17 protein-coding genes, 1 pseudogene and 1 CRISPR repeat array are annotated in these 19,096 nt (G+C 66.9%); of the genes and pseudogenes, 13 read left to right on the top strand and 5 right to left on the bottom strand.

The features are described from left to right. Positions 1–119 precede the first annotated feature (119 nt). Positions 120–2,048, bottom strand: coding sequence for a molecular chaperone DnaK (gene dnaK / locus AUCHE_RS12465; protein ID WP_006503679.1), 1,929 nt, complete (start codon positions 2,046–2,048; stop codon positions 120–122). A 399-nt stretch (positions 2,049–2,447) separates the two neighbouring features. On the opposite strand from dnaK, the gene AUCHE_RS12460 reads away from it, so the two are divergent. Beyond that, positions 2,448–2,801: a TnsA-like heteromeric transposase endonuclease subunit gene (locus AUCHE_RS12460; protein ID WP_006503678.1), complete on the top strand. Its 354-nt coding sequence runs from the start codon at positions 2,448–2,450 to the stop codon at positions 2,799–2,801. Positions 2,802–3,045: 244 nt separating this feature from the next. Here AUCHE_RS12460 and AUCHE_RS12455 read toward each other — a convergent pair whose 3' ends face one another. Further along, positions 3,046–3,726 carry an HAD family hydrolase gene (locus tag AUCHE_RS12455; RefSeq protein WP_040322377.1) on the bottom strand — a complete coding sequence of 227 codons (681 nt, stop codon included), beginning with the start codon at positions 3,724–3,726 and terminating at the stop codon, positions 3,046–3,048. A gap of 423 nt (positions 3,727–4,149) precedes the next feature. Between AUCHE_RS12455 and AUCHE_RS16765 the strand changes: the two genes are divergently transcribed. Together AUCHE_RS16765 and AUCHE_RS12445 are read left to right on the top strand one after the other, a co-directional pair. Continuing rightward, positions 4,150–4,386, top strand: a complete 237-nt coding sequence (locus AUCHE_RS16765) for a hypothetical protein (RefSeq protein WP_245706770.1) — start codon at positions 4,150–4,152, stop codon at positions 4,384–4,386. An 89-nt stretch (positions 4,387–4,475) separates the two neighbouring features. Beyond that, entirely contained in the window at positions 4,476–4,934 is a 459-nt protein-coding gene (locus AUCHE_RS12445) for a nucleotidyltransferase domain-containing protein (protein ID WP_006503675.1), read from the top strand. Positions 4,935–5,028: 94 nt separating this feature from the next. Here AUCHE_RS12445 and AUCHE_RS12440 read toward each other — a convergent pair whose 3' ends face one another. Next, entirely contained in the window at positions 5,029–5,556 is a 528-nt protein-coding gene (locus AUCHE_RS12440) for a GNAT family N-acetyltransferase (protein WP_040322462.1), read from the bottom strand. Between the two features lie 232 nt (positions 5,557–5,788). Here AUCHE_RS12440 and AUCHE_RS12435 point away from each other — a divergent pair, with 232 nt between their 5' ends. Next, positions 5,789–6,688, top strand: a complete 900-nt coding sequence (locus tag AUCHE_RS12435) for an Abi family protein (RefSeq protein WP_006503673.1) — start codon at positions 5,789–5,791, stop codon at positions 6,686–6,688. Positions 6,689–6,844: 156 nt separating this feature from the next. After that, positions 6,845–7,162, top strand: a pseudogene (locus AUCHE_RS17920) (transposase); the annotation flags it as partial. Here AUCHE_RS17920 and AUCHE_RS16760 read toward each other — a convergent pair. Beyond that, positions 7,159–7,305 (bottom strand): hypothetical protein, encoded by a 147-nt coding sequence (locus tag AUCHE_RS16760; RefSeq protein ID WP_155889069.1) that lies wholly within the window; start codon positions 7,303–7,305, stop codon positions 7,159–7,161. The pseudogene AUCHE_RS17920 and the gene AUCHE_RS16760 sit on opposite strands and share 4 nt — an antisense overlap. A 242-nt stretch (positions 7,306–7,547) precedes the next feature. Here AUCHE_RS16760 and AUCHE_RS12425 point away from each other — a divergent pair, with 242 nt between their 5' ends. Further along, entirely contained in the window at positions 7,548–7,949 is a 402-nt protein-coding gene (locus tag AUCHE_RS12425) for a hypothetical protein (RefSeq protein ID WP_040322460.1), read from the top strand. A gap of 241 nt (positions 7,950–8,190) precedes the next feature. On the opposite strand, the gene AUCHE_RS12420 is transcribed toward AUCHE_RS12425, so the two are convergent. After that, on the bottom strand, positions 8,191–9,024 hold the full coding sequence (locus tag AUCHE_RS12420; protein WP_006503670.1) for a sulfite exporter TauE/SafE family protein: 834 nt from the start codon (positions 9,022–9,024) through the stop codon (positions 8,191–8,193). 143 nt (positions 9,025–9,167) lie between these two features. Here AUCHE_RS12420 and AUCHE_RS12415 point away from each other — a divergent pair, with 143 nt between their 5' ends. From AUCHE_RS12415 to AUCHE_RS12385, 7 genes are all read left to right on the top strand, one after another. After that, entirely contained in the window at positions 9,168–10,067 is a 900-nt protein-coding gene (locus tag AUCHE_RS12415; protein WP_006503669.1) for a LysR family transcriptional regulator, read from the top strand. A 423-nt stretch (positions 10,068–10,490) separates the two neighbouring features. Further along, positions 10,491–11,474, top strand: coding sequence for an ABC transporter ATP-binding protein (locus AUCHE_RS12410; RefSeq protein ID WP_052024915.1), 984 nt, complete (start codon positions 10,491–10,493; stop codon positions 11,472–11,474). Further along, positions 11,471–12,385 carry an ABC transporter permease gene (locus AUCHE_RS12405; RefSeq protein ID WP_006503667.1) on the top strand — a complete coding sequence of 305 codons (915 nt, stop codon included), beginning with the start codon at positions 11,471–11,473 and terminating at the stop codon, positions 12,383–12,385. Before AUCHE_RS12410 ends, AUCHE_RS12405 begins: the two co-directional genes overlap by 4 nt. Before the next feature lie 2 nt (positions 12,386–12,387). After that, positions 12,388–12,618 (top strand): helix-turn-helix transcriptional regulator, encoded by a 231-nt coding sequence (locus AUCHE_RS12400; RefSeq protein ID WP_006503666.1) that lies wholly within the window; start codon positions 12,388–12,390, stop codon positions 12,616–12,618. A gap of 1,092 nt (positions 12,619–13,710) precedes the next feature. Beyond that, a CRISPR array of direct repeats spans positions 13,711–14,652; the repeat unit is 28 nt; unit sequence CCTCGACCCCCGCGTATGCGGGGAGGAC. Between the two features lie 135 nt (positions 14,653–14,787). Then, entirely contained in the window at positions 14,788–17,619 is a 2,832-nt protein-coding gene (gene cas3g, locus AUCHE_RS12395) for a type I-G CRISPR-associated helicase/endonuclease Cas3g (protein ID WP_006503665.1), read from the top strand. Next, a complete protein-coding gene (locus tag AUCHE_RS12390; RefSeq protein WP_006503664.1) occupies positions 17,616–18,497 on the top strand; it encodes a hypothetical protein in 882 nt (293 codons plus the stop codon). The genes cas3g and AUCHE_RS12390 overlap by 4 nt, the downstream gene beginning before the upstream one ends. Beyond that, complete coding sequence (locus AUCHE_RS12385) at positions 18,494–19,096, top strand: type I-E CRISPR-associated protein Cas6/Cse3/CasE (protein WP_006503663.1); 603 nt, start codon at positions 18,494–18,496, stop codon at positions 19,094–19,096. The genes AUCHE_RS12390 and AUCHE_RS12385 overlap by 4 nt, the downstream gene beginning before the upstream one ends.

The raw sequence follows: 19,096 nt of genomic DNA, 5'->3' as shown, positions 1-19,096 counted from the left end.
AGAACAAAGCTCAGCCGGGTTCCTGCAGGGACGGTGAGGGCAGTCACGCCGTCCCTGTCGTGCTCACCTGTGGACGTCCGGCCGTCCCTGTCGGGTGGGGACGGCCGGACGTCGCGGGGTCACTTCTTGGTGTCGCCCTCGTCGACGACCTCGGCGTCGATGACGTCGTCCTTACCGGCAGATCCGGCGGCGAAACCGGCGGCGGCACCGGCGGCTCCGGCCGCGCCTGCCGCACCGGCGGCACCCGGTCCGGCGGGCTTCTGCTCACCTTCGGCCTGGGCAGCGGCGTAGATCGCCGAGCCCATCTTCTGGGAGACCTCGTTCAGTTTGGTCACCTTGGCGTTGAGTTCCTCGCTGCTGACGGCTTCGTCGCCCGTCTTGGCCAGGGCGGCCTTGAGGTCGGCGAGGGCTTCCTCGACCGGCTTCTTCGTGTCGGCCGGGACCTTGTCGCCGGAGTCGGCGAGGAATTTGTCCGTGGAGTAGACGAGCTGTTCCGCGGTGTTGCGGGCTTCGGCCTGTTCGCGGCGCTTCTTGTCCTCCTCGGCGTGCTGCTCGGCTTCCTTGACCATGCGCTCGATCTCCTCCTTGGGCAGTGCGGAACCGCCGGAGATGGTCATGGACTGTTCCTTGCCGGTGCCGCGGTCCTTCGCCGAGACGTGCACGATGCCGTTCGGGTCGATGTCGAAGGTGACCTCGATCTGCGGGATGCCGCGCGGGGCGGGGGCGATCCCTGTGAGTTCGAAGGTGCCCAGCGCCTTGTTCGCGGAGGCCAGTTCACGCTCGCCCTGGAAGACCTGGATGAGCACGGAGGGCTGGTTGTCCTCGGCGGTGGTGAAGACCTCGGAACGCTTGGTGGGGATGGCGGTGTTGCGTTCGATGAGCTTGGTCATCAGGCCGCCCTTGGTCTCGATGCCCAGGGAGAGCGGGGTGACGTCGATGAGCAGGACGTCCTTGCGCTCGCCCTTGAGGACGCCGGCCTGGAGGGAGGCGCCGACGGCGACGACCTCGTCGGGGTTGACGCCCTTGTTGGGCTCCTTGCCGCCGGTGAGCTTCTTGACCACTTCGGTGACGGCCGGCATGCGGGTGGAACCGCCGACGAGGACGACGTGGTCGATCTCGCCCACGGAGACGCCTGCGTCCTTGATGACCTGCTCGAAGGGGGTCTTGCAGCGGTCGAGGAGGTCGGAGGTCATCTGCTCGAACTGGACCCGGGAGAGGTTCTCGTCCAGGTGGATCGGGCCGTTCTCCGACATGGAGAGGTACTGCAGGGAGATGTTGGTGGACGTCGAGGAGGACAGTTCTTTCTTGGCCTGCTCGGCGGCGTCGCGCAGTCGCTGCATGGCGATCTTGTCGTTGGCCAGGTCGACGCCGGTCTGGTTCTTCACCGTGGTCAGCAGGTGCTGGACGATGCGCTCGTCCCAGTCGTCGCCGCCGAGTTTGTTGTCGCCGTGGGTGGCGCGGACCTGGATGGTGGAGAAGCCGTCCTCGGGGTCCTTGCCGACTTCGAGGAGGGAGACGTCGAAGGTGCCGCCGCCGAGGTCGAAGACGAGGATGAGTTCGTCTTCCTTGCCCTTGTCGAGGCCGTAGGCCAGGGCGGCCGCGGTGGGCTCGTTGACGATGCGCAGGACATTGAGGCCGGCGATCTCTCCGGCTTCCTTGGTGGCCTGGCGTTCGGCGTCGTCGAAGTAGGCGGGGACGGTGATGACGGCGTCGGTGACGGGCTCGCCAAGGTAGGACTCGGCGTCGCGCTTGAGCTTCATCAGGGTGCGGGCGCTGATCTCCTGCGCCGTGTACTTCTTGCCGTCGATCTCCTGGTTCCAGTCGGTGCCCATGTGGCGCTTGACCGAGCGGATGGTGCGGTCGACGTTGGTGACGGCCTGGCGCTTGGCGATCTCGCCGACGAGCACCTCGCCGTTCTTGCTGAACGCGACGACGGACGGCGTGGTGCGGCCGCCTTCGGCGTTGGCGATGATGGTCGGCTCGTTGCCCTCGAGGACGGAGACGGCCGAGTTGGTGGTTCCGAGGTCGATGCCTACTGCACGGGCCATGGTGGGTTCCCTTTCTCCTTGGTCTAGAGGTCGGGCCGCTGGGCGGGACGCCACTCGCGCGGGGCTCTTCTCCACCGGTCTCGCCGGGGAGTCGTACCCGAACGGGAGGCATCACGCCCGGCTGGGCCGGACTTGATACGTCATGACTCAATCTCCGCGCCGGACGGGGAGCTGTCAACCCGAGGCTCATCGAAGTTGAGTTCATATGGCTCAACTTGTAGGGGAGTCGACCTGTTCCGGCGGGTGACGTGATCTAGGTCACTCACGACGTTGCAGGTGTCGGATCTCATTGGAGATGTCGCAGTCTCACTGGACATGTCGCAGGGCCAAGCTTCGAGCATGGTTGGAACAGCCGTAGCGGAGACGCGCGTCGCGTTCGTGAGGAGTTCCGGCGAGCACGTGGAGGGTCCGATCAACGAGGTCGATCTGGGAGGCGTGGAGCGGGCACTCCCAGTCCGCAAGATCTCGTCCTACCCAGGGCAACGCAACCGGCCCGGCCTGTTCTGGTCAGCGACCACTCGGGGTCACGTCCCGTACGAGAGTTGGCTCGAGCTCGATCGGTTGCTGCTGGCGGATGCTGGCCCCGAGGTGACCTGGATCGCCGCCCAGCCGATGGCATTGACCGGTCTGGACGGCGACACCCGCCGCAGGCACGTACCTGACCTGCTGCTCTCTCGCAGCGGGCGGCGGCCCCTGGTGGTGGACGTGAAGGACGCGCGGCGTCTGGATCAGCGTTGGCTGGCAACGAGGTGACGGTGGGGATGTACGAGTCGGTAGCCAGGTCCTCCAGCATGGCGACGTCGCCGTCCCGCAGCGCACGAAGACGGATCTCTCCATAGCGGGGGCTCGGATCGGGCATAGTCAGGGGAAGGTCCATGGCGCCAATGATGATGCGGCCACAGCGCCGCCGCACCGGAGTTTCCCGCCGAGGTTGCGCTTCACAACGTCCTCGCATCGACATGTCCGGTGCTCGCGGCAATCCCGGATGTCCGTGCTGTCAGGGGAGACGGTGTACGAGCTGGTTGAGGGAGGTGATGGCGCCCTCCTCGCGATGCTGACCGGTTCGGTCGAGGTGGATGGCCTGCCATCCTGCTGCGCGGGCTGCGAGGACGTCCAGGTCATAGTCGTCGCCGACGTAGAGACACTGCGCCGGCGGGATAGTCAACGCCGCGGCGGCCCGCTCATAGGCTGCCGGACGTGGCTTGGCAACCCCGAGGGACTCGGCGGTGAGCACGTCGGGAAAAGCATCGGCCACCCCGATGACGGATAGCTTCTTCCGTTGCTGCGCGTCGTTGCCGTTGCTGAGGACGGCCAGCCGGAAGCTTTTGCCCTGCAGCGAGGCCAGCGACCGGGCCACGTCGGGGTAGGGCTGCCAGGCCGCCTCGTATGCCTGCAGGTAGCCCTCGAAAGCCTCGTCGAGGTCGTTGTCGGTCTCCACCGGCTCGCCGAGCAAGGGCAGGATGTCACGCAGTCTGCGGCGCCGCTGCTCGGCGAATGTGATTCGCCCATCGCGCCAGTCGGTGAAGTGGCGCCGCTCGGCCGCGGTCCAGGCCTGGGCGATGTCGTGGTTCATCGTGTGGCCCAGGCTTGTCACCCACCGCTGGAGGCCGGCACGGGCGGACTCCGCGTGGTCCATGAGGGTGCCGTCGATGTCGAAGACCACGATTCGGGGCGTCATCACGTGAGCAGGGTACGGGGCCCAGATTGTCCGGCATCGTCCACGGCCGCAGGGCGGCGACGGTCTGCGCTCCTGCGCCAATGCGGGGCCGTCAACGGTCCAGGCCGGTCACCCAGGGCGACGGACAGCGAGCAGCCTCGTCGTGATGACGTCCGCAACTCGACATGTCCGGACGCTCACGACACTCGACCTGCTCGACGTCGACGCGGCCCCGGCCCGGCCCCATCGGAGGTGGAAGACACATGGCGGGACATAGTCGCCCCGCGGGCCGTCTTGGCTGAGCTCCACAACGCCGTCCAGCAATATGGTGCCGACCCACGGCGTTTGGCCGCCCTCTTGCACGTGCCACACGAGGTTTGGACAGACGCGTACGTGTTTACCGAACCTCTCCGTGACTTGCGCACCGCAATCGGAGAAGCATCAATGCTCCACGCCGAGCTGTTGCGTGAGATCGGCCCGGGTCACGCCCTCGACGGCGTCGAGCTTCGTGTGATCGCTCGCGCAACCCCTCAGGATGACGTGATTGTCCAGACAGCTGACGGTCGAGTCGCGCTGGTGCACATGACGTGGAGCGGTCACCCTGAGAAGCCCCCCTGGCCGACGACCGAGCCGGTGACCTCGCCGGAGAACTTAGCGGGCTTGATCGAGCTTCGTTACTGAGAGGCCACAGCCAAACGGGCGACGCTGGGGCTTCGCTAAGACAACGCCTGATCCTAGGGTGGGTTGGCCGGAACATTCAGGGGGTACGCATGTCTGCACGCTTCAGGGCGCGACGCCAGCTCGTCAACCGAATCGTGGCGAAATTCGCCGCATGGGCTGAGCAACAGCCCGACGTTCAGGCCGCCATCGTGGTCGGCTCCTACGCCTACGGACGGCCGCGGATGGGCAGCGACGTCGACCTCGTTGTTCTCACCGACGAGACCCAAGCGCACCTGCGATCGCTCGACTTCATCGCCGCGGCCTGCCCCGACGGGCGCCTCGTTCGCAGCGAGCAGTGGGTACCCATGAACGAACGCCGGGTCCGGCTGCCCAGCGGGCTCTACGTCGAGTTCGGGATCACCGCGTCCACGTGGGCCTCCCTGCCCCTCGATGAAGGCACAGCGCGCGTCCTCAGCGACGGCTGCAAGGTGTTGGTCGATCGCGGGCTGATCGCTCCCGCATTGGCGTCGATCGGCCGAGCGACGCCCAGCTGGAACGCCACCGTCTGAACGCTCAGGCACGCCGGACGCCTCGAGGTGGCCTGTCCGCTTTCCGCTTTCGTGTCCGCGGAGCACGTCGACGCGGACAGCCTGTTGCGGGTGGTCACTCGCGCCAGTCGCGGTTGATCAGTTGGAAGAGGGTGTTGGTCTGCCATCGACCATCGATCCGCAAGTACTCCGGCGCGGTCCCGTAATGCTCGAAGCCGCAGCGGTGCAGGACTCGTTGCGAGGCGTGATTGTCGATCAAGGTCTCCGCTTGCAGACGGTGCAGACCAATCTCATGGAACGCCACGTCGATCATGTGCCTCAAGGCATGGGTGGCGATGCCACGACCAGTGTGGGCCTCGTCGACGACATACCCGACGCTGGCTGACTGGAAAGCGCCGCGGATGACTGAGTTCAGATTGGCGCGCCCGACCATGACGCCGTCCTGCTCGATGACGAACATGAATCCAGTGCCAGCATCCCGTGCCGCTTGAGCATCGGTGATGACCTTCGTCTGGTGGTCGATCGTGTAGAACTCGTCCGGACGGAGAGGCTCGCCGGTGCGGAAGTAATCACGGTTCTTTATGAGAATGCTGCTGAGTCCCTGGGCGTCGGCAATCGTTGGCGGGCGCAAGAGCAACGTCATGTTCCAACTGTGCAGGCTCTCGGTCGCACCGACCATGTCGCGCTGCGGTCGCGAGGCGACCTGCGACCAGCCGGTGAAGGATCGCGGGCGTGATGGTGTCGGCCCCTGTAGATCGGTCAGGAGAACGATGTGCTTGACGTCGCCTTATGGGCTACATTGGAACCAATCGACCCCCTCCCAAGCCTCTCAGCGATGCTCAAATGGGAGGGGCCTTTTCGTTCTGGGGTAGTTCATGAAGCCGAGCCTGTCCTGGGAGCAGCAGGTCACCCTGCTGCTCGATCGTGGACTCAGCGTGTCCGACAAGGACGCCTGCACCGACTTCCTCGCCGCAAACAACTACTACCGCTTCTCCGGCTACGCCCGGTACTTCCAGGTCGCCCCGCACCGCGGAGATGACACCTTCCGGCCCGGCACCACCTTCGACGAGATCAGAGAGATCTACGAGGCCGACCAGGCTCTGCGGGCCATGCTTGCCAGGCCTCTGACGTGCGCGGAATTGCTGCTGCGGACGCATACGGCCTACGTCATCGGCCGGACCTACGGACCCTGCGGTCGATACCTCGAGGACGACTTCTACACCGATGTCGGCGACGCCGAGCCGACGGTCAAGGCATGCTTCCGCGACCTGAAACGGAGCAAGGAGCGCCACATCCTTCGCTATCGAGCCGACGGCATCAGCTCCCCATGCTTCGCACAGCTGCCGATCTGGTCGGCTGTCGAGGCCTGGTCGTTCGGCACCCTGTCGAAGTGCATCGAACGTGGCGCACAGGGTGAGCTGGCAGACGCGGTCGCCAACAGCATCGGTGTGGCCAAGGGAGGCTTCCCGTACCGGGTACGGGCGCTGGTCTATCTCCGCAACCGATGTGCTCACCACAGTCGGCTCTGGCACCACTCGGTCATCGACGCCGGTCCCACGCCGAACAACGTCCGGGTAAAGGCGAAGAAAGTGGCCGGCCAGTTCGGCCCCAGGTCCATCCTCGATGTCATCGCATCTCTCGATGACATTCTTGTGCGCAGTAAAACTACAGATCCAGTCCTGTCGGTGCTGGTCAAACAGCATAACCGCGACTCATCCTTCTGGAAGGGACTGGGCGACCCGCAGATCCCGGTCGATCGAGGTACTAGAACGTGATCGACCTGCTCGGCGGCGTCGAAGCAATGGGGCTCTTCGCAGTTGAGTGTGAGGTGGGCGCGACGCGCCGAGGGGTGGATTGCCCTGGGAAGGGTGGCGGGCTTGATCTCCCCGAGAGGATGAAGTCATGCCTGCACCGAAGAGTATCCCGATGAGCTACGTGAGCGCGTGGTCCGGTTAGTTCGTGACCGGGTCGCTGCTGAGCCCGGCCTGGCAGTGTCGCGGGCCTGTCGGCTGACTGGTGAGCAGTTGGGTATCAACGGCGACACGCTGCGGAACTGGGTTAAGCGTGAACACATCGATGAGAGCGAGCTGCCCGGGACCGCCAACAGCGAGGCTGCACGCATCGCGGAGTTGGAGAAAGAGAATCGCGAATTGCGTCGCACCAGTACGATTCTTCGTCAGGCGAGTGCGTATTTCGCGCAGGCGGAGCTCCACAGCCCGTGCGGCATAACCTGGTACCGATTCGCCTAGAACGGCGGGGCGCTGCCGAGCCCCTCGATTAGTGTCTTGGCGAGCTCGGTGGACTCGTCCGAGACGGCGGTTCCGACACCGGTCCCGATGGGGGCGAGCAGGCCGGTGATCACCGTCGCCAGCTCCTCGGAGCCCTTGCCCACCGCGACGTCCTCCCTGGTCGGCTACTGCGCTCAAGAATCTCACGCCGTATCGACAGCCCCTGGGTTCCGCACTGATGGGGCCAGTGTCTGGCCGGGGCTAAGCCGAGGGAAAAAAGCCAAGCGTCGAGGATCAGCTACACCACATCCCGCAGAGGACGTCCCGGGACATGTCACTGGAACATGGAAGTCTTGCAGACCCCGCGACTGAGGATCTAGACAAGATAGTGAGAAGGCGCGGCTCCGTGCTTCTTGTCGCGCTGCTGTCCCGGCTAGTCGGCGATCGCCTCGTCGCCGTGACATTCGTGCTGGACAGCTACCTGCAGCTGCAGTTCGACGAGGCGAACATGAACGTCGAGATGTGGCCAGAAATCAGCTTTGGCGAACGAACCTGGCACGTCTCCAACATCGGCTACGCCGACATCCTGCGCCGCCTGTGTGGTGGGACCGTCGTAGCCACCTCGGAGAACTCCGGAGACGGCCTTCGCATCACGTTGAACACCGGCGAGATCCACATCAACCCGGCCCTGGACGAGGTCCACGCTGAGATCGCGCTGCTTCAGATGCGGGGTGCCCCCGACCTGGGCGAGCCAGGCGAGTGGATGTGCTGGCGCCCGGGCGACGAGTCGTTCGAGCAACTGCGCTGATACCGCTCGAACGACTCGTCCTCACGGGGCTGCAGCAGGCAAACCTGGCCATAGACACCGCCTACGGGTTTGAACTTGGCTATGACGTCGAGGCCCACGAGTTCAACGGCGCCAAGGGCGACCTTCAAGCAGGTACAGCGGCTGATGATCGGCTCTGTCGCGCCTGCGTGTCGCAGCGCCTCGCCCGTCTGATCGCTGAGAATCACAGCTTTGCGTCCAGCGTCGCGCATGTGGCGGGAGGTCAGCGCACGAGCATGAAGAGGCTGGTGCCGACGCCGACGATGACGACGAACCCTCGCAGGAAGGCAGGCGACAGCCGCTTGGCGAACCGACCGCCGATGCCACCGCCGAAGGCCGCGCCCACCGCGATGCAGGCCACCAGGGGCCAGTCGATGAGCGAGGGCGAGACCACGACGAACACCGCGGCGGCGATCACGTTGACGCCCAGCACCGTGAGGTTCTTGATGGCGTTGAGGTCCTGCATCTCCAGGCGCGAAATGATGCCCAGGAATCCGATCAGGAGGATTCCCTGGGCGGCACTGAAGTAGCCGCCGTAGATGCCCAGGACGAAAGCGCCCACGATGCCGGCGGCCGTCGTCGCGCAGCCCGAGAACGCTGGAGCCGGGCCGTCGAATGGTGTCGTCGAGCTCTGCCGGGTCGGGGCGGCTCCGGAGGTCATGTCGCGGGCGGCTACGGCTCGCCGGATGGACGGGCCCAGGAGTACCAGGAGCGTGCCCAGTCCCACGAGCCAGGGAACCACCGCCGTGAAGACACTGGACGGGAACCCGAGAAGGAGCAGCGCACCGACGACGCCTCCTGCCGACGAGGCGGGCAGCAGCAGGGCCACCGTGGCGCGCCGTGTACGGAGCTCGTTTCGGTAGACGACGACGCCGGAGGCGCTGCCCGGCACGATGCCGACGGTGTTCGCGATGGTCGCGGTCAACGGTGGGAAACCGGCCACCAGGAGCAGTGGGAAGGACACCAAAGTGCCGGCGCCGACGACCACGTTGATCCCGCCGGCGCAGAAGCCGGCAAGGAACCCTACCGCCGGCCACAAGGTGTGCAGGTCGACCATGTGATTTCTGCGCCTTTCGGATGCGTTGAAGCCGTGCTGTTCGAGTGCTCAAGGTCTCGTGCCCACCATGCCGTCCACGGACGCACGCACCCTTCCGCTGATGTGGCAGCTGGCTTCGGCCGGGCCGAAGGCACAATGGCGGTATGCCTGATCTACGTGACTTTGCGCTCTTCGTGGCGGTCGCAGAGCGCGGCTCGATCACCTCCGGCGCCGACGCGGTCGGCATCTCGCTCGCCACCGCAAGCGCCCGGGTCGCAGGCTTGGAGCGTCACTACGGCGTGGCATTGCTGCAGCGGGGTCGGCGGGGCGTCACGCCGACGCCTGACGGCGAGGCCCTTCTCGTGAGCGCGCGGCGGCTGCTGGACGCCGAGCACGACCTGGAACGCGACATGTTGGCCCGTCAGCGCGGACTGAGCCACGTCGTACGGCTGGAGGTGAACAGCTCAGGGCTCGATGCCCTGACCGAGGTTCTTGCCGCCGTGCTGGCAGCCTCCCCCGACACGGAGGTCGTCCTCACCGAGTCCCGCAGCATCCACGCGCTCGAACACGTCACCGCCGGGTCCGCGGACCTCGCTGTCGTTTCGGATGCCAGCGAGCACATGGGCCTGTCCGCCAAGGACCTGTGGGACGACCCGCTCGTCGTGGTGGGCGGCCCGCGAGCGACTTCCGAGGAGGAGGAACAGCCCGGGTCCATGACCCTGAACGAGGTCCTGGCACAGCCGATGGTCGGTCTGCCCGAGGGGAACCCGCTGCAGACTTTGGTGGAGGAGGAGGCATTCCGGATCGGTACTGCACCCACCTACCGCGTCAGGCTCCCCTCCCTGTCCGCCGTATGTGCGGTCGCCAGCACCGGGGCAGGCCTAGCGATCGTGCCCGCTGCCACCGCTCGGCGTCTCGACCTGTCTGCTGCGGCGGTCACGCCCCTGGCCGAGTCCTGGGCGCAACGCCGCGCGCTGCTGGTCGCCAGGGACTTCGAAGTTCTTCCTGCGCCGGTGCTCACCCTCACCACCACGCTGCTGCGTTACCGCCACGAAACGACGTGATCGGCGCACTTCCAGCCCCGGCGTCCTGTCGGCCGACGGGAGGAGTCGCTCGGCCAGCTCTGCGACGACGAGCATCACCACCACGCTTATGCGTGACGGAGAGCCTGAGGGGAAAGTTGGACGAGAACGTGTATTGCCCGATGAGCAGCGTCGGCACCATCCCGATGATCACCGGGAGGGACGACCCATGAACTGGTCCAACGCCTGATGATGGAGGCCACCGGAGCCACCACCCTAGAGGAGGCCATGCGTCTCGCCGTACCCCAGGCAGAGCAGGCGAAACCGCGCCGCAACGGCCGGCTGGCGTAAGGACCGGACAGCGCCCACTCGGGCTAGCGCCCGGCCTCGACGGCGGACTGACACCCCGGAGTCCGTAGTACAACACCGTCGATATTGTGTAGTAGGACTGCTACATTCTCTCCTATGGGTAAGACAGCTGATGACACTGCTGCTGTAGGTCGCGTCGACGCCGTGGTCGATGTCCGGGAGCTGCGGATGTCGTACGGCGCGCTGGAGGTGTTGCGCGGCACCGACCTCCAGCTCCGGCGGGGTGAGGTGGTGGCGCTGCTCGGCCCCAATGGCGCTGGGAAGACCACCACCATCGAGATCCTCGAGGGCTTCCGGGTCCCGTCCGGCGGTCATGTCCGGGTGCTCGGCCAGGAGCCGGCACACGCCGATGACGCCTGGCGGGCACGGATCGGCATGGTGTTGCAGTCCTGGCGTGATCACCCGAGGTGGCGGGTACGTGAACTCGTGGCCCATCTCGGTGAACACTTCCGGCCCTACTCCACGACTGGATGTCCCCGGCCGTGGGATGTCGACGACCTGCTGTCCCGGGTGGGCTTGGCCGACAAAGCGCTCCACAAGGTGCAGAACCTCTCCGGTGGGCAGCGACGCCGCCTCGATGTCGCGGTGGGCCTGGTCGGCCGGCCCGAGGTCCTGTTCCTGGACGAGCCGACCGCCGGATTCGACCCCCAGGCACGGCGCGACTTCCACGACCTGATCCACGAACTCTCCGACACGGACGTGACGGTCCTGCTCACCACCCATGATCTGGACGAGGCCGAGAAACTTGCCGATCGCATCCTGGTGCTCCTCGGCGGCCGGATCGTGGCCGAGGGCAGCCCCGATGCGTTGCGTCGGCAGGCCTCGGAGATGGCCGAGGTGCGCTGGTCCCGGGACGGGGAGACCACCGTACATTCCTGCGCGTACCTCTCCCAGGTGCTGGCGGAGGGGCCGGTGACCGATCTGGAAGTACGCCGCGCCACGCTGGAAGACGCCTACCTCAGCCTCGTCGCCGAATACGGCAGGAAGGAAGAGGTCGAGGACGTGACAGGCAGACTCGGGCCACGCCTCGCACCCGCGTTCGGAACCAAGGACGTCACGATCGAGAAGGCTGCCCGATGAATACCGTGAACAGCGCCACTCCCGGTGGATACGCCCCTACCCCGTCGATGCAGGTGCCTGGCGGTACGGTCCGCGGCGCGATCGTACGGGGTGCTTTCCGGCACGCAGGCGTCGAGCTGCGCATTCAGTTCTGCTCCCGGCAGGTCATGACCTGGCTGTACATCCCCATCACCGGCTTGCTGGTGCTGTGGTTCCTGCGCGACATCGAGGTGAGGGGCAGCGCCGTCAGCGTGACCCAGATGGGGATTTCTGGTCTGCTGGCCATGAGCATGATCTTCGGTGCGCTGGTGACACCCGCCTGCGTCTTGATGAATGAGCAGGAGGACGGCACCCTGCTGCGGGCCAAGGCGGTCCCCGGCGGAATGCCCAGTCACCTGTTGGGCACCTTGTTGATCACCATCGGCACCACATTGGTGCCGATGATGTTGACCCTGGTCCTCGCTTCGCTGCTCGTCCCCTCGATCGCTCCCACGTCTGCCGGAGCATGGTGGACGATCACCTGGGTGAGCCTGTTGGCTCTGAGCTCGTGCGTGTCCTGGGGCGCTGTCCTGGGCGCCTGGATCAAAGACGTGTCCCTACTAGGGATCGCCCTCATGGCGGTCTACGCCAACTTGGTGATCAGCGGCATCTTCTATCCCATCGCTGCACTGCCCACGTGGCTGCAATACCTCGGGCAAGTGCTGCCGACGTACTGGATCGGGCTCGGCTACCGCTCGGCGATGCTTCCCCCGGAGGCCGTAGCTCTCGAAGTGGGCGGCTCGTGGAACCTGGGGCTGACAGTTCTGGTCCTGGCGAGCTGGACCGTGATCGGGTTCATATTGGCCCCGATGGCGCTGCGGCGATTGACCCGTCGGCAGTCCGGGTCACGCGTGGCAGCTGCTCGTGACCGCGTCATGTCGCAGGGGTACTGATCGTGGCCGAGGAACGGGTTCACAACCGGATAGCGATGCTGCGGGCCGAGCGCAGAGTGTCCCGACGGGATCTTGCCACCGCGTTGGGCGTGCACTATCAGACCGTTGGCTATCTGGAGCGCGGAGAGTATTCCCCGTCGCTGCACCTTGCTCTACGGATCGCCGCCTATTTCGAGGTGCCGGTCGAGGTGGTCTTCTCGACCACGCCCTTCCCCCGGCTGGGCTCTGACTAAGCCTGACACCACGTCACCTCCCCGCCCTGCCGACGGCGCTCCGCGAGGCACGTCGCCGTCTCGGCCGGGGACGTACCCACTCACCTCGCCGGTTTGGTGGCGCGGATGAAGGCGCTGGCGAAGGCCCCGTCGAGCGCCTCGATGGCGTCGGCGACGGTCATACCTGTCGGCAGCTGGTCGACGGCCAGGGAATCGACCATCTGCTCGAGTTCGGCGCGATCGTACGAGCGGGTGACCTCGATACCGGCCTCGGCGAAACGTCCTCACGGACGCAGCATTACTGGATCCCTGGTGAGGTGCGCGATCTTGTCGCTGCACTGCTTGCTGCAGGTCAGGAGGTGTAGCGAGTCGGGTCTGGGGCGTCGGTGTGGGTTTCCGGTTCGCGTGTGTCCGGCTTTTCCACGATGTTCCAGGTCAGCCCGCCGACGAGAACGCCCAAACGTCCTGACGTTTCACTGCCACTCCCTACTGGAGGTATGTCGTGACTGATGGCTCGTCCGGCGTGCAGCACTCTTCAGGAAGAGCTTTGAATGACGTTCAGCTCCTTCCTTTGCATCCTCCGCCCTACCTGCGGGCAAGGACAAGGGCAGAACGAGGAATTCACGGCCCCTGGCGCGGCTTGTCTGCTGTTGGTGAACGGCGGGCTGTCACAGATCGCTTCCTCTCTAGTTCGTTGGTTTTCTTTGTTGCGATGGTGCTTCGGGCAGCCCAGGCGCTGATGGGCGCTGCGGTCACGGTGACGATGCTGGCGATGAGCGACGAACTGGCCTCGGCTGCTTGTTCAGCTGCGGGACGCCGGCAACGGCAGGTGACGTGCACCGGCTGGGACGGTTCATCGGAAGCCACCAGGTCGGGAGTGTGGTCGGTGGCGGCTTCGCTCCTGGGACAGGATCGCCGGTGTGCCCGAGCGGCCCTGTCCCAGGAAATTGCAGACCGTCAGGTCCCCTGGAGCGCGGTCGCACCCGAAGAGCGAGATGCTGTAATGCCTTCCCCGCAGCGGGTTCTCGTGGTCGATGCTGGTGCATCACCAGCAACCCCCGCGTCGTATGCGGGGAGGACGACCTGGGTCCGAGCTGCGAACTCGGATTCGACCCTCGACCCCCGCGTATGCGGGGAGGACACCGGATCCTGCGCCCACCCTGAGTTGGCGTTCCCTCGACCCCCGCGTATGCGGGGAGGACCCCGAAGGTCGTTCGGGTCGTTGTAAGCAGAGGCCTCGACCCCCGCGTATGCGGGGAGGACGGCTCCTAGGCGATTTTATCGATCGGGATGACCCCTCGACCCCCGCGTATGCGGGGAGGACGTGGCCGTGGTCAGTGCCATCGTCGCGATGGCACCTCGACCCCCGCGTATGCGGGGAGGACGCCTGCGCCTCGAGGACCGCGTCGATCTCGGTCCTCGACCCCCGCGTATGCGGGGAGGACCTCGCGGTCAGGTGACCGGCACCGGCTTGGGGGCCTCGACCCCCGCGTATGCGGGGAGGACGACAAGCGAAGCGAGCGCGAATTATCTTGATCTCCTCGACCCCCGCGTATGCGGGGAGGACAACCCGTGACCGCCGTTAGGGAGCGTCGTCGGGCCTCGACCCCCGCGTATGCGGGGAGGACCAGGTCGAGCATCGCTTTGGATGACGGGGCCAACCTCGACCCCCGCGTATGCGGGGAGGACGCCGACCACTCAATCCAGGAGGCGCGCTTCAGGCCTCGACCCCCGCGTATGCGGGGAGGACGTAGACCCGCCGCCGCCGCTGCCCGGGTCGCCCCCTCGACCCCCGCGTATGCGGGGAGGACGGCGCCGTACCGCCTGAAGTCGTCGCCGAAGACCCTCGACCCCCGCGTATGCGGGGAGGACTCGGGGATTCGGGATGAGCAGGGCGTACCAGGGCCTCGACCCCCGCGTATGCGGGGAGGACCGATGACGCGGCCGCCGCGACTGCTGCCCTGGACCTCGACCCCCGCGTATGCGGGGAGGACTCGAGCCACGGTCGGACTCCACCGGGGCCCGATCCTCGACCCCCGCGTATGCGGGGAGGACTCTTCCCGACCTGCAGTGATACAGCGACGGTGAAGTGTTTCAGCATGAGCTTACCAGGGGGCGTTGTCTCGGGCGCGCATTGTGTTGTCGGTGGGCGCGATTACGGTCGGGGTCGTGACAACAAGGTCGGATGATGTGCCTGGCGGTTTGCCCTCGTTCGCAGTGTTCTTCAAGGCGGTGACAGGGCACGTTCCCTATGTGTGGCAGGAGGCTGCGGCTGCCGAGTTGGTAGCTGGGGAGCCGTTAGAGCAGGTGGTGGTGCCCACCGGGTACGGCAAGACGTCGCTGATGGTGGCGTGGCTGTGGGCATTGGCGGTAGATCTCGAACGGGTGACGCGGGAGCCGGGCACAGTCCGGAAGGTGCCGATGCGGTACGTGGTGGTGGTCGACCGGCGAGCCGTGGTCGACCACACGTACACGACGGCGCAGCGGATCAAGGACACCCTCGAAGCGACCACGGCAGAGGGATCGGTGCCGTCCGGGCCAGGCTCGGAGGCGATCGCGGCCGTGAGCGACGTCCTGGCAGGCCTGTCGGGGAGCGGGTCGGCCGTCGAGGTCCGGCAGTTGCGGGGCGGGATGCCCGAGCGGCCGGAGAACATTCGGGTCCCTGCTGGCCCGGCGATCATTCTCGGCACGATCGACCTGGTGATGTCGCGGTTGTTGTGGCGCGGGTACGGGGTGGCACCAAACCGGCGCGCGATCGAAGCGGCCCTGGTCGGCACAGACTGCCTCTTCATCCTGGATGAGGCACACATCGCGGCGCAGGCCTTGACGACATTGCGAGTTCTGGACCGGCAGGCGCTCGAGGAGACGTGGTTCGCCGGCACGGTCCCGCCACGGCAGGTAGTGGAAATGACCGCGACCCCGCGCGGCGGCAGTGCACCATTCGACTTCGACGCCGAGTTCGCGGCACGGCCCGAGCTGCGAGACAAACAGGAGCAGCGCCGCGCAACGACTGTGCAGGTGGTCTGCGGGGAAGGCAAGACCTCGGACGCGGCGCTGGCGAAATACGCGGGATCGGTGCCCGTCCGGGCAGGCCGGTTGACGTTGGTGTACGCCAACACCGCGGCCACGGTGAAGAGCCTCGCGACCGCACTGGGCCGGTCCACAGCAGTGAAGCAGGCCGGCGCGCAAGTCATCGCAGTGATCGGCGGGATGCCGGAATACGCCCGGGCGGACTGGCTGGGCGCGTTGGCCCGCTACCGCACAGGCCACCCGGACCGGGCAAGCGCCCCCGCAGTGGTGTTGGTGACGAACCAAGCACTCGAGGTCGGCGCCGACCTCGACGCCGATGACGTCGTCAGTGCGGTGTGCAGTCGGGAAGCATTGATCCAACGGTTGGGGCGAGGGAATCGAGTCGGGGACCGGAAGGACTGCACGGTCACGCTGGTCGTCGGCGCGAACGGCCCGGAGCCGGTGTACGGCTCCGCGGGGGCTGCCTTGGCGGCCGCGCTGGTCGAGCACGCTCCAAGCACGATGGGTGAATTGAGCGACCTGCTCATCTCACCCCCGGCCGGGGAAGGCGAAGCCGGGTGGGACCCGCCGGTCCCCGAGGTCGCAGTGTTGACCCGGCACGACTTCGAGTCGTATGTCGCGACAGCCGGATCCCCCCACGAAGTGGCAGTAGGCCGCTGGCTGCGGGCCCCGCAGGAGCAGGCCGCCGAAGTCCAGGTCGCATTCCGGGACGCCTTGATCGACCTGGTCGACGACACCGCGGTCGCGAAGCACCTTGCGTCGTGCCCCCCGCTTCCAGGGGAGATCTGGACCGTTCCCCTCCCCGCGGCAGCCGACCTACTGGTGAAGGCGAGTAAGGCGAAACGGCGAATGGTGCTGCTCGACCCGGCCGGGATCGAACCGGTCAATCTGGCCCCGACCCGAGAGGATCTGCGCCCAGGCTGGCTGCTGGTCAGCGCCCCCATCGAGAACGCGTTCGGGCTGACCGAAGCCGGCGCCGACCTGATCTCCATCCGACCAGCGACGACGCGACCGTTCGGATTGACGCCCCGTCCCGGCCACGAGACGGCCTTCCTCGAGGACGGCCAGGCCCTGCCGGAAAGTGGCCTCTCCCCCGCCGACCTGAGCACGTTGAAGGGGCTGGCCCGCAGCGGCGATGTCGACGCGGCGGCGGGATATATCACCGGAGGCGGCGCACCGGAGGAGCTGGCGCCGACGTTCACCGCCGAAGAGCTCGTGGATGCGGACGGGATGGGAGTCGGGTGGGTGCAGCTGCGCCGGGTCCGCGCCCAAGTCGAAACAGTCCCCGACCGGTCGGTGTTCCTCACAGAGCATCAGCAGGCGGTCGGTGAGCAGGCCCGCGCCTGGGCGCAAGCCATCGGGTTGGCCCCGCGTGTGATCGAGGACATCGCGGCCGCGGGCAGACATCACGACGACGGAAAGGCCGAGGGCATCGTCCAAGCCGAACTGCGGACCTTCATCGATGACACGGGGATGCTGAAGTCGGTGGCGGACCCGAACCTCGACGGATCGGCGAAGTCGATGACGGACCCGTCGCGCCCCTCGGTGTTGGCGAAATCTCGGCTGCCGCGGCGTTGGTGGCCTCGGGTGCGGGCGATGATCGGGATCCCGGCGCAGTACCGCCACGAAGCAGCCTCCGCGGATCTGTTCGATGCCGCAGTGAGCGCCGGCGAGGTCGCCGTTCACGACCCGGCGCTGGTGCGGCACCTGGTACTGACCCATCACGGGTTCTTCCGGGGGCCGGGTCCGGTGATCGAACACGCCGAAGTGCCCATCCCGAGATATCAGGACCCGAACTGTGCGCAGTGGCAGACCCGGACAGAGGAGTTCGCCGAGTTGAACCAGCGATACGGGCCATACACGCTCGCCCTGGCCGAGACGATCGTACGGCTGGCGGACTGGCAGGTCTCCCGCGATGAGGCCCTCCCCAAGCCCGTCCCGGACGACCCAGCCGGACCGGCATCGGCGCATGTGATGGAGGTGTCCCGGTGAGCGCCTACCAGTTGGCGGCATTGGACGCCTCGAACCCGGCGCACTACCTGGCCGCGGTGGGTCTACTGCGGGTCGCGCCCGGCCCGGCGGAGCTCTCCTTCACCGACACCACGCCGGTGCTGCACTGCGAAGACGCTCCCGCGGACTTGGCGGTGGTGGTGGCGAAGTCCACCGCCGAAGCGACGAAACCGGAGGGATTCCCGATCCCGGCACACGTCCAGACCACGGTCCCGGCCTGGTCGGTGGTCCGCGAACTGGCGGACCGCTCCTGGGAAGACCCGGAACTCGATGCGGCATTGCGGGTCTTCGACTACGGGCGGATCAACGGCAAGGTCAGCGAAGACCCGCAGGTCTCCCCCGCGTCGACGGTACTGGTCACTGGCCGCAGCTACGCCCGGAAATCGCTGGCCGACCTGTGGCCCACCCCCACCGGGCGCAAAGCCGACACGATCGAACAGATCCGCCTCGACCAGACCGAGGACCTCGCCCGCGACCTGGAAGTCCTGCTCACCGGGGGCTACCCGAGGCCACGCAAGAGCGGCATCGCGTTGCGGTTCACCACCGCCGAGACGACACCACGGCTGCGGTACGGCACCGAGGATGTGATCACCGTCCCGACAGTGGAACTCCTGGCCTACCTCGGGGTGACCACCTTCCTGGCCGGGCAGCTCGGCATCGACCGAGACGGGCGCCGCGGACCAGGCCTGACCTGGGCCCTGAACCCGGTCCCGTTGGGATTGGCCTCCCTCGTCGCAGTGCACGAACAGCAGAGCGCACCACCGTCCTGGGCGCGATACACCACCGTGAAGACCTCTGTCGGCGGCGGGGCGAAGATCTCGCACTTCGCCGACACCCGACCCTTGGAGCCGCGCCGATGACGACCCCGCTACAGGACCACGTGATCGACCTGCCGCTGACCCGCGACTGGTTGTCGCTGGTCGCCGACCCCGAGCGCACGCACCGGTGCATGGCGACCTACCTGCCCGACCTCGGCGGGCGTTCTCGGGCGATCCGTGCCGACACCGGCACCCAGTACCGCCTCGACCTGCCCCAGGACCCCCTGGGCAGCCCCCGCCTGATCCGGCTGCGGCTGCGCAGCGACGTCCTTCTGCCAGGCATCGGCACCCCGCACGAGGTGCCACCCTTGGTCGACGGCACCCGCGTGGTCGCGGTCCTGGCCGCCGAATACCGCACTACGAAGCCTGACGGCACGATGCGGGTGCGAGCTGTCCCCGACGCGGAAGCATCCGCGTGGGCTACCGACCTGCTCGCCCGACACGGCCTGGCCGCCCACGATGTCGCCCTGTCCCCGCAGCGGAGCTACGGCAACGGTCGCGACGTCGTCCACTTCACGGTGCGTGACCTCGCAGCCACCGTCACCCTCACCGACCCCGACCTGGCCGCCCGCGCCCTGGCCCTCGGCGTCGGCCACGGCCGCGCGTACGGCCTCGGCATGCTCGTCCCCACCACCCGATAG

The organism is Austwickia chelonae NBRC 105200 (assembly GCF_000298175.1).
Lineage (GTDB): Bacteria > Actinomycetota > Actinomycetes > Actinomycetales > Dermatophilaceae > Austwickia > Austwickia chelonae.
This window is presented reverse-complemented; position numbering and strand designations above follow the sequence as displayed.

Excerpts from the sequence above, each read along its gene's own strand:
- dnaK (WP_006503679.1), bottom strand. The coding sequence starts at position 2,048 with ATGGCCCGTGCAGTAGGCATCGACCTCGGAACCACCAACTCGGCCGTC.
- AUCHE_RS12455 (WP_040322377.1), bottom strand. The coding sequence starts at position 3,726 with ATGACGCCCCGAATCGTGGTCTTCGACATCGACGGCACCCTCATGGAC.
- AUCHE_RS16765 (WP_245706770.1), top strand. The coding sequence starts at position 4,150 with ATGCTCCACGCCGAGCTGTTGCGTGAGATCGGCCCGGGTCACGCCCTC.
- AUCHE_RS12445 (WP_006503675.1), top strand. The coding sequence starts at position 4,476 with ATGTCTGCACGCTTCAGGGCGCGACGCCAGCTCGTCAACCGAATCGTG.
- AUCHE_RS12440 (WP_040322462.1), bottom strand. The coding sequence starts at position 5,556 with ATGACGTTGCTCTTGCGCCCGCCAACGATTGCCGACGCCCAGGGACTC.
- AUCHE_RS12435 (WP_006503673.1), top strand. The coding sequence starts at position 5,789 with ATGAAGCCGAGCCTGTCCTGGGAGCAGCAGGTCACCCTGCTGCTCGAT.
- AUCHE_RS12420 (WP_006503670.1), bottom strand. The coding sequence starts at position 9,024 with ATGGTCGACCTGCACACCTTGTGGCCGGCGGTAGGGTTCCTTGCCGGC.
- AUCHE_RS12415 (WP_006503669.1), top strand. The coding sequence starts at position 9,168 with ATGCCTGATCTACGTGACTTTGCGCTCTTCGTGGCGGTCGCAGAGCGC.
- AUCHE_RS12410 (WP_052024915.1), top strand. The coding sequence starts at position 10,491 with ATGGGTAAGACAGCTGATGACACTGCTGCTGTAGGTCGCGTCGACGCC.
- AUCHE_RS12405 (WP_006503667.1), top strand. The coding sequence starts at position 11,471 with ATGAATACCGTGAACAGCGCCACTCCCGGTGGATACGCCCCTACCCCG.
- AUCHE_RS12385 (WP_006503663.1), top strand. The coding sequence starts at position 18,494 with ATGACGACCCCGCTACAGGACCACGTGATCGACCTGCCGCTGACCCGC.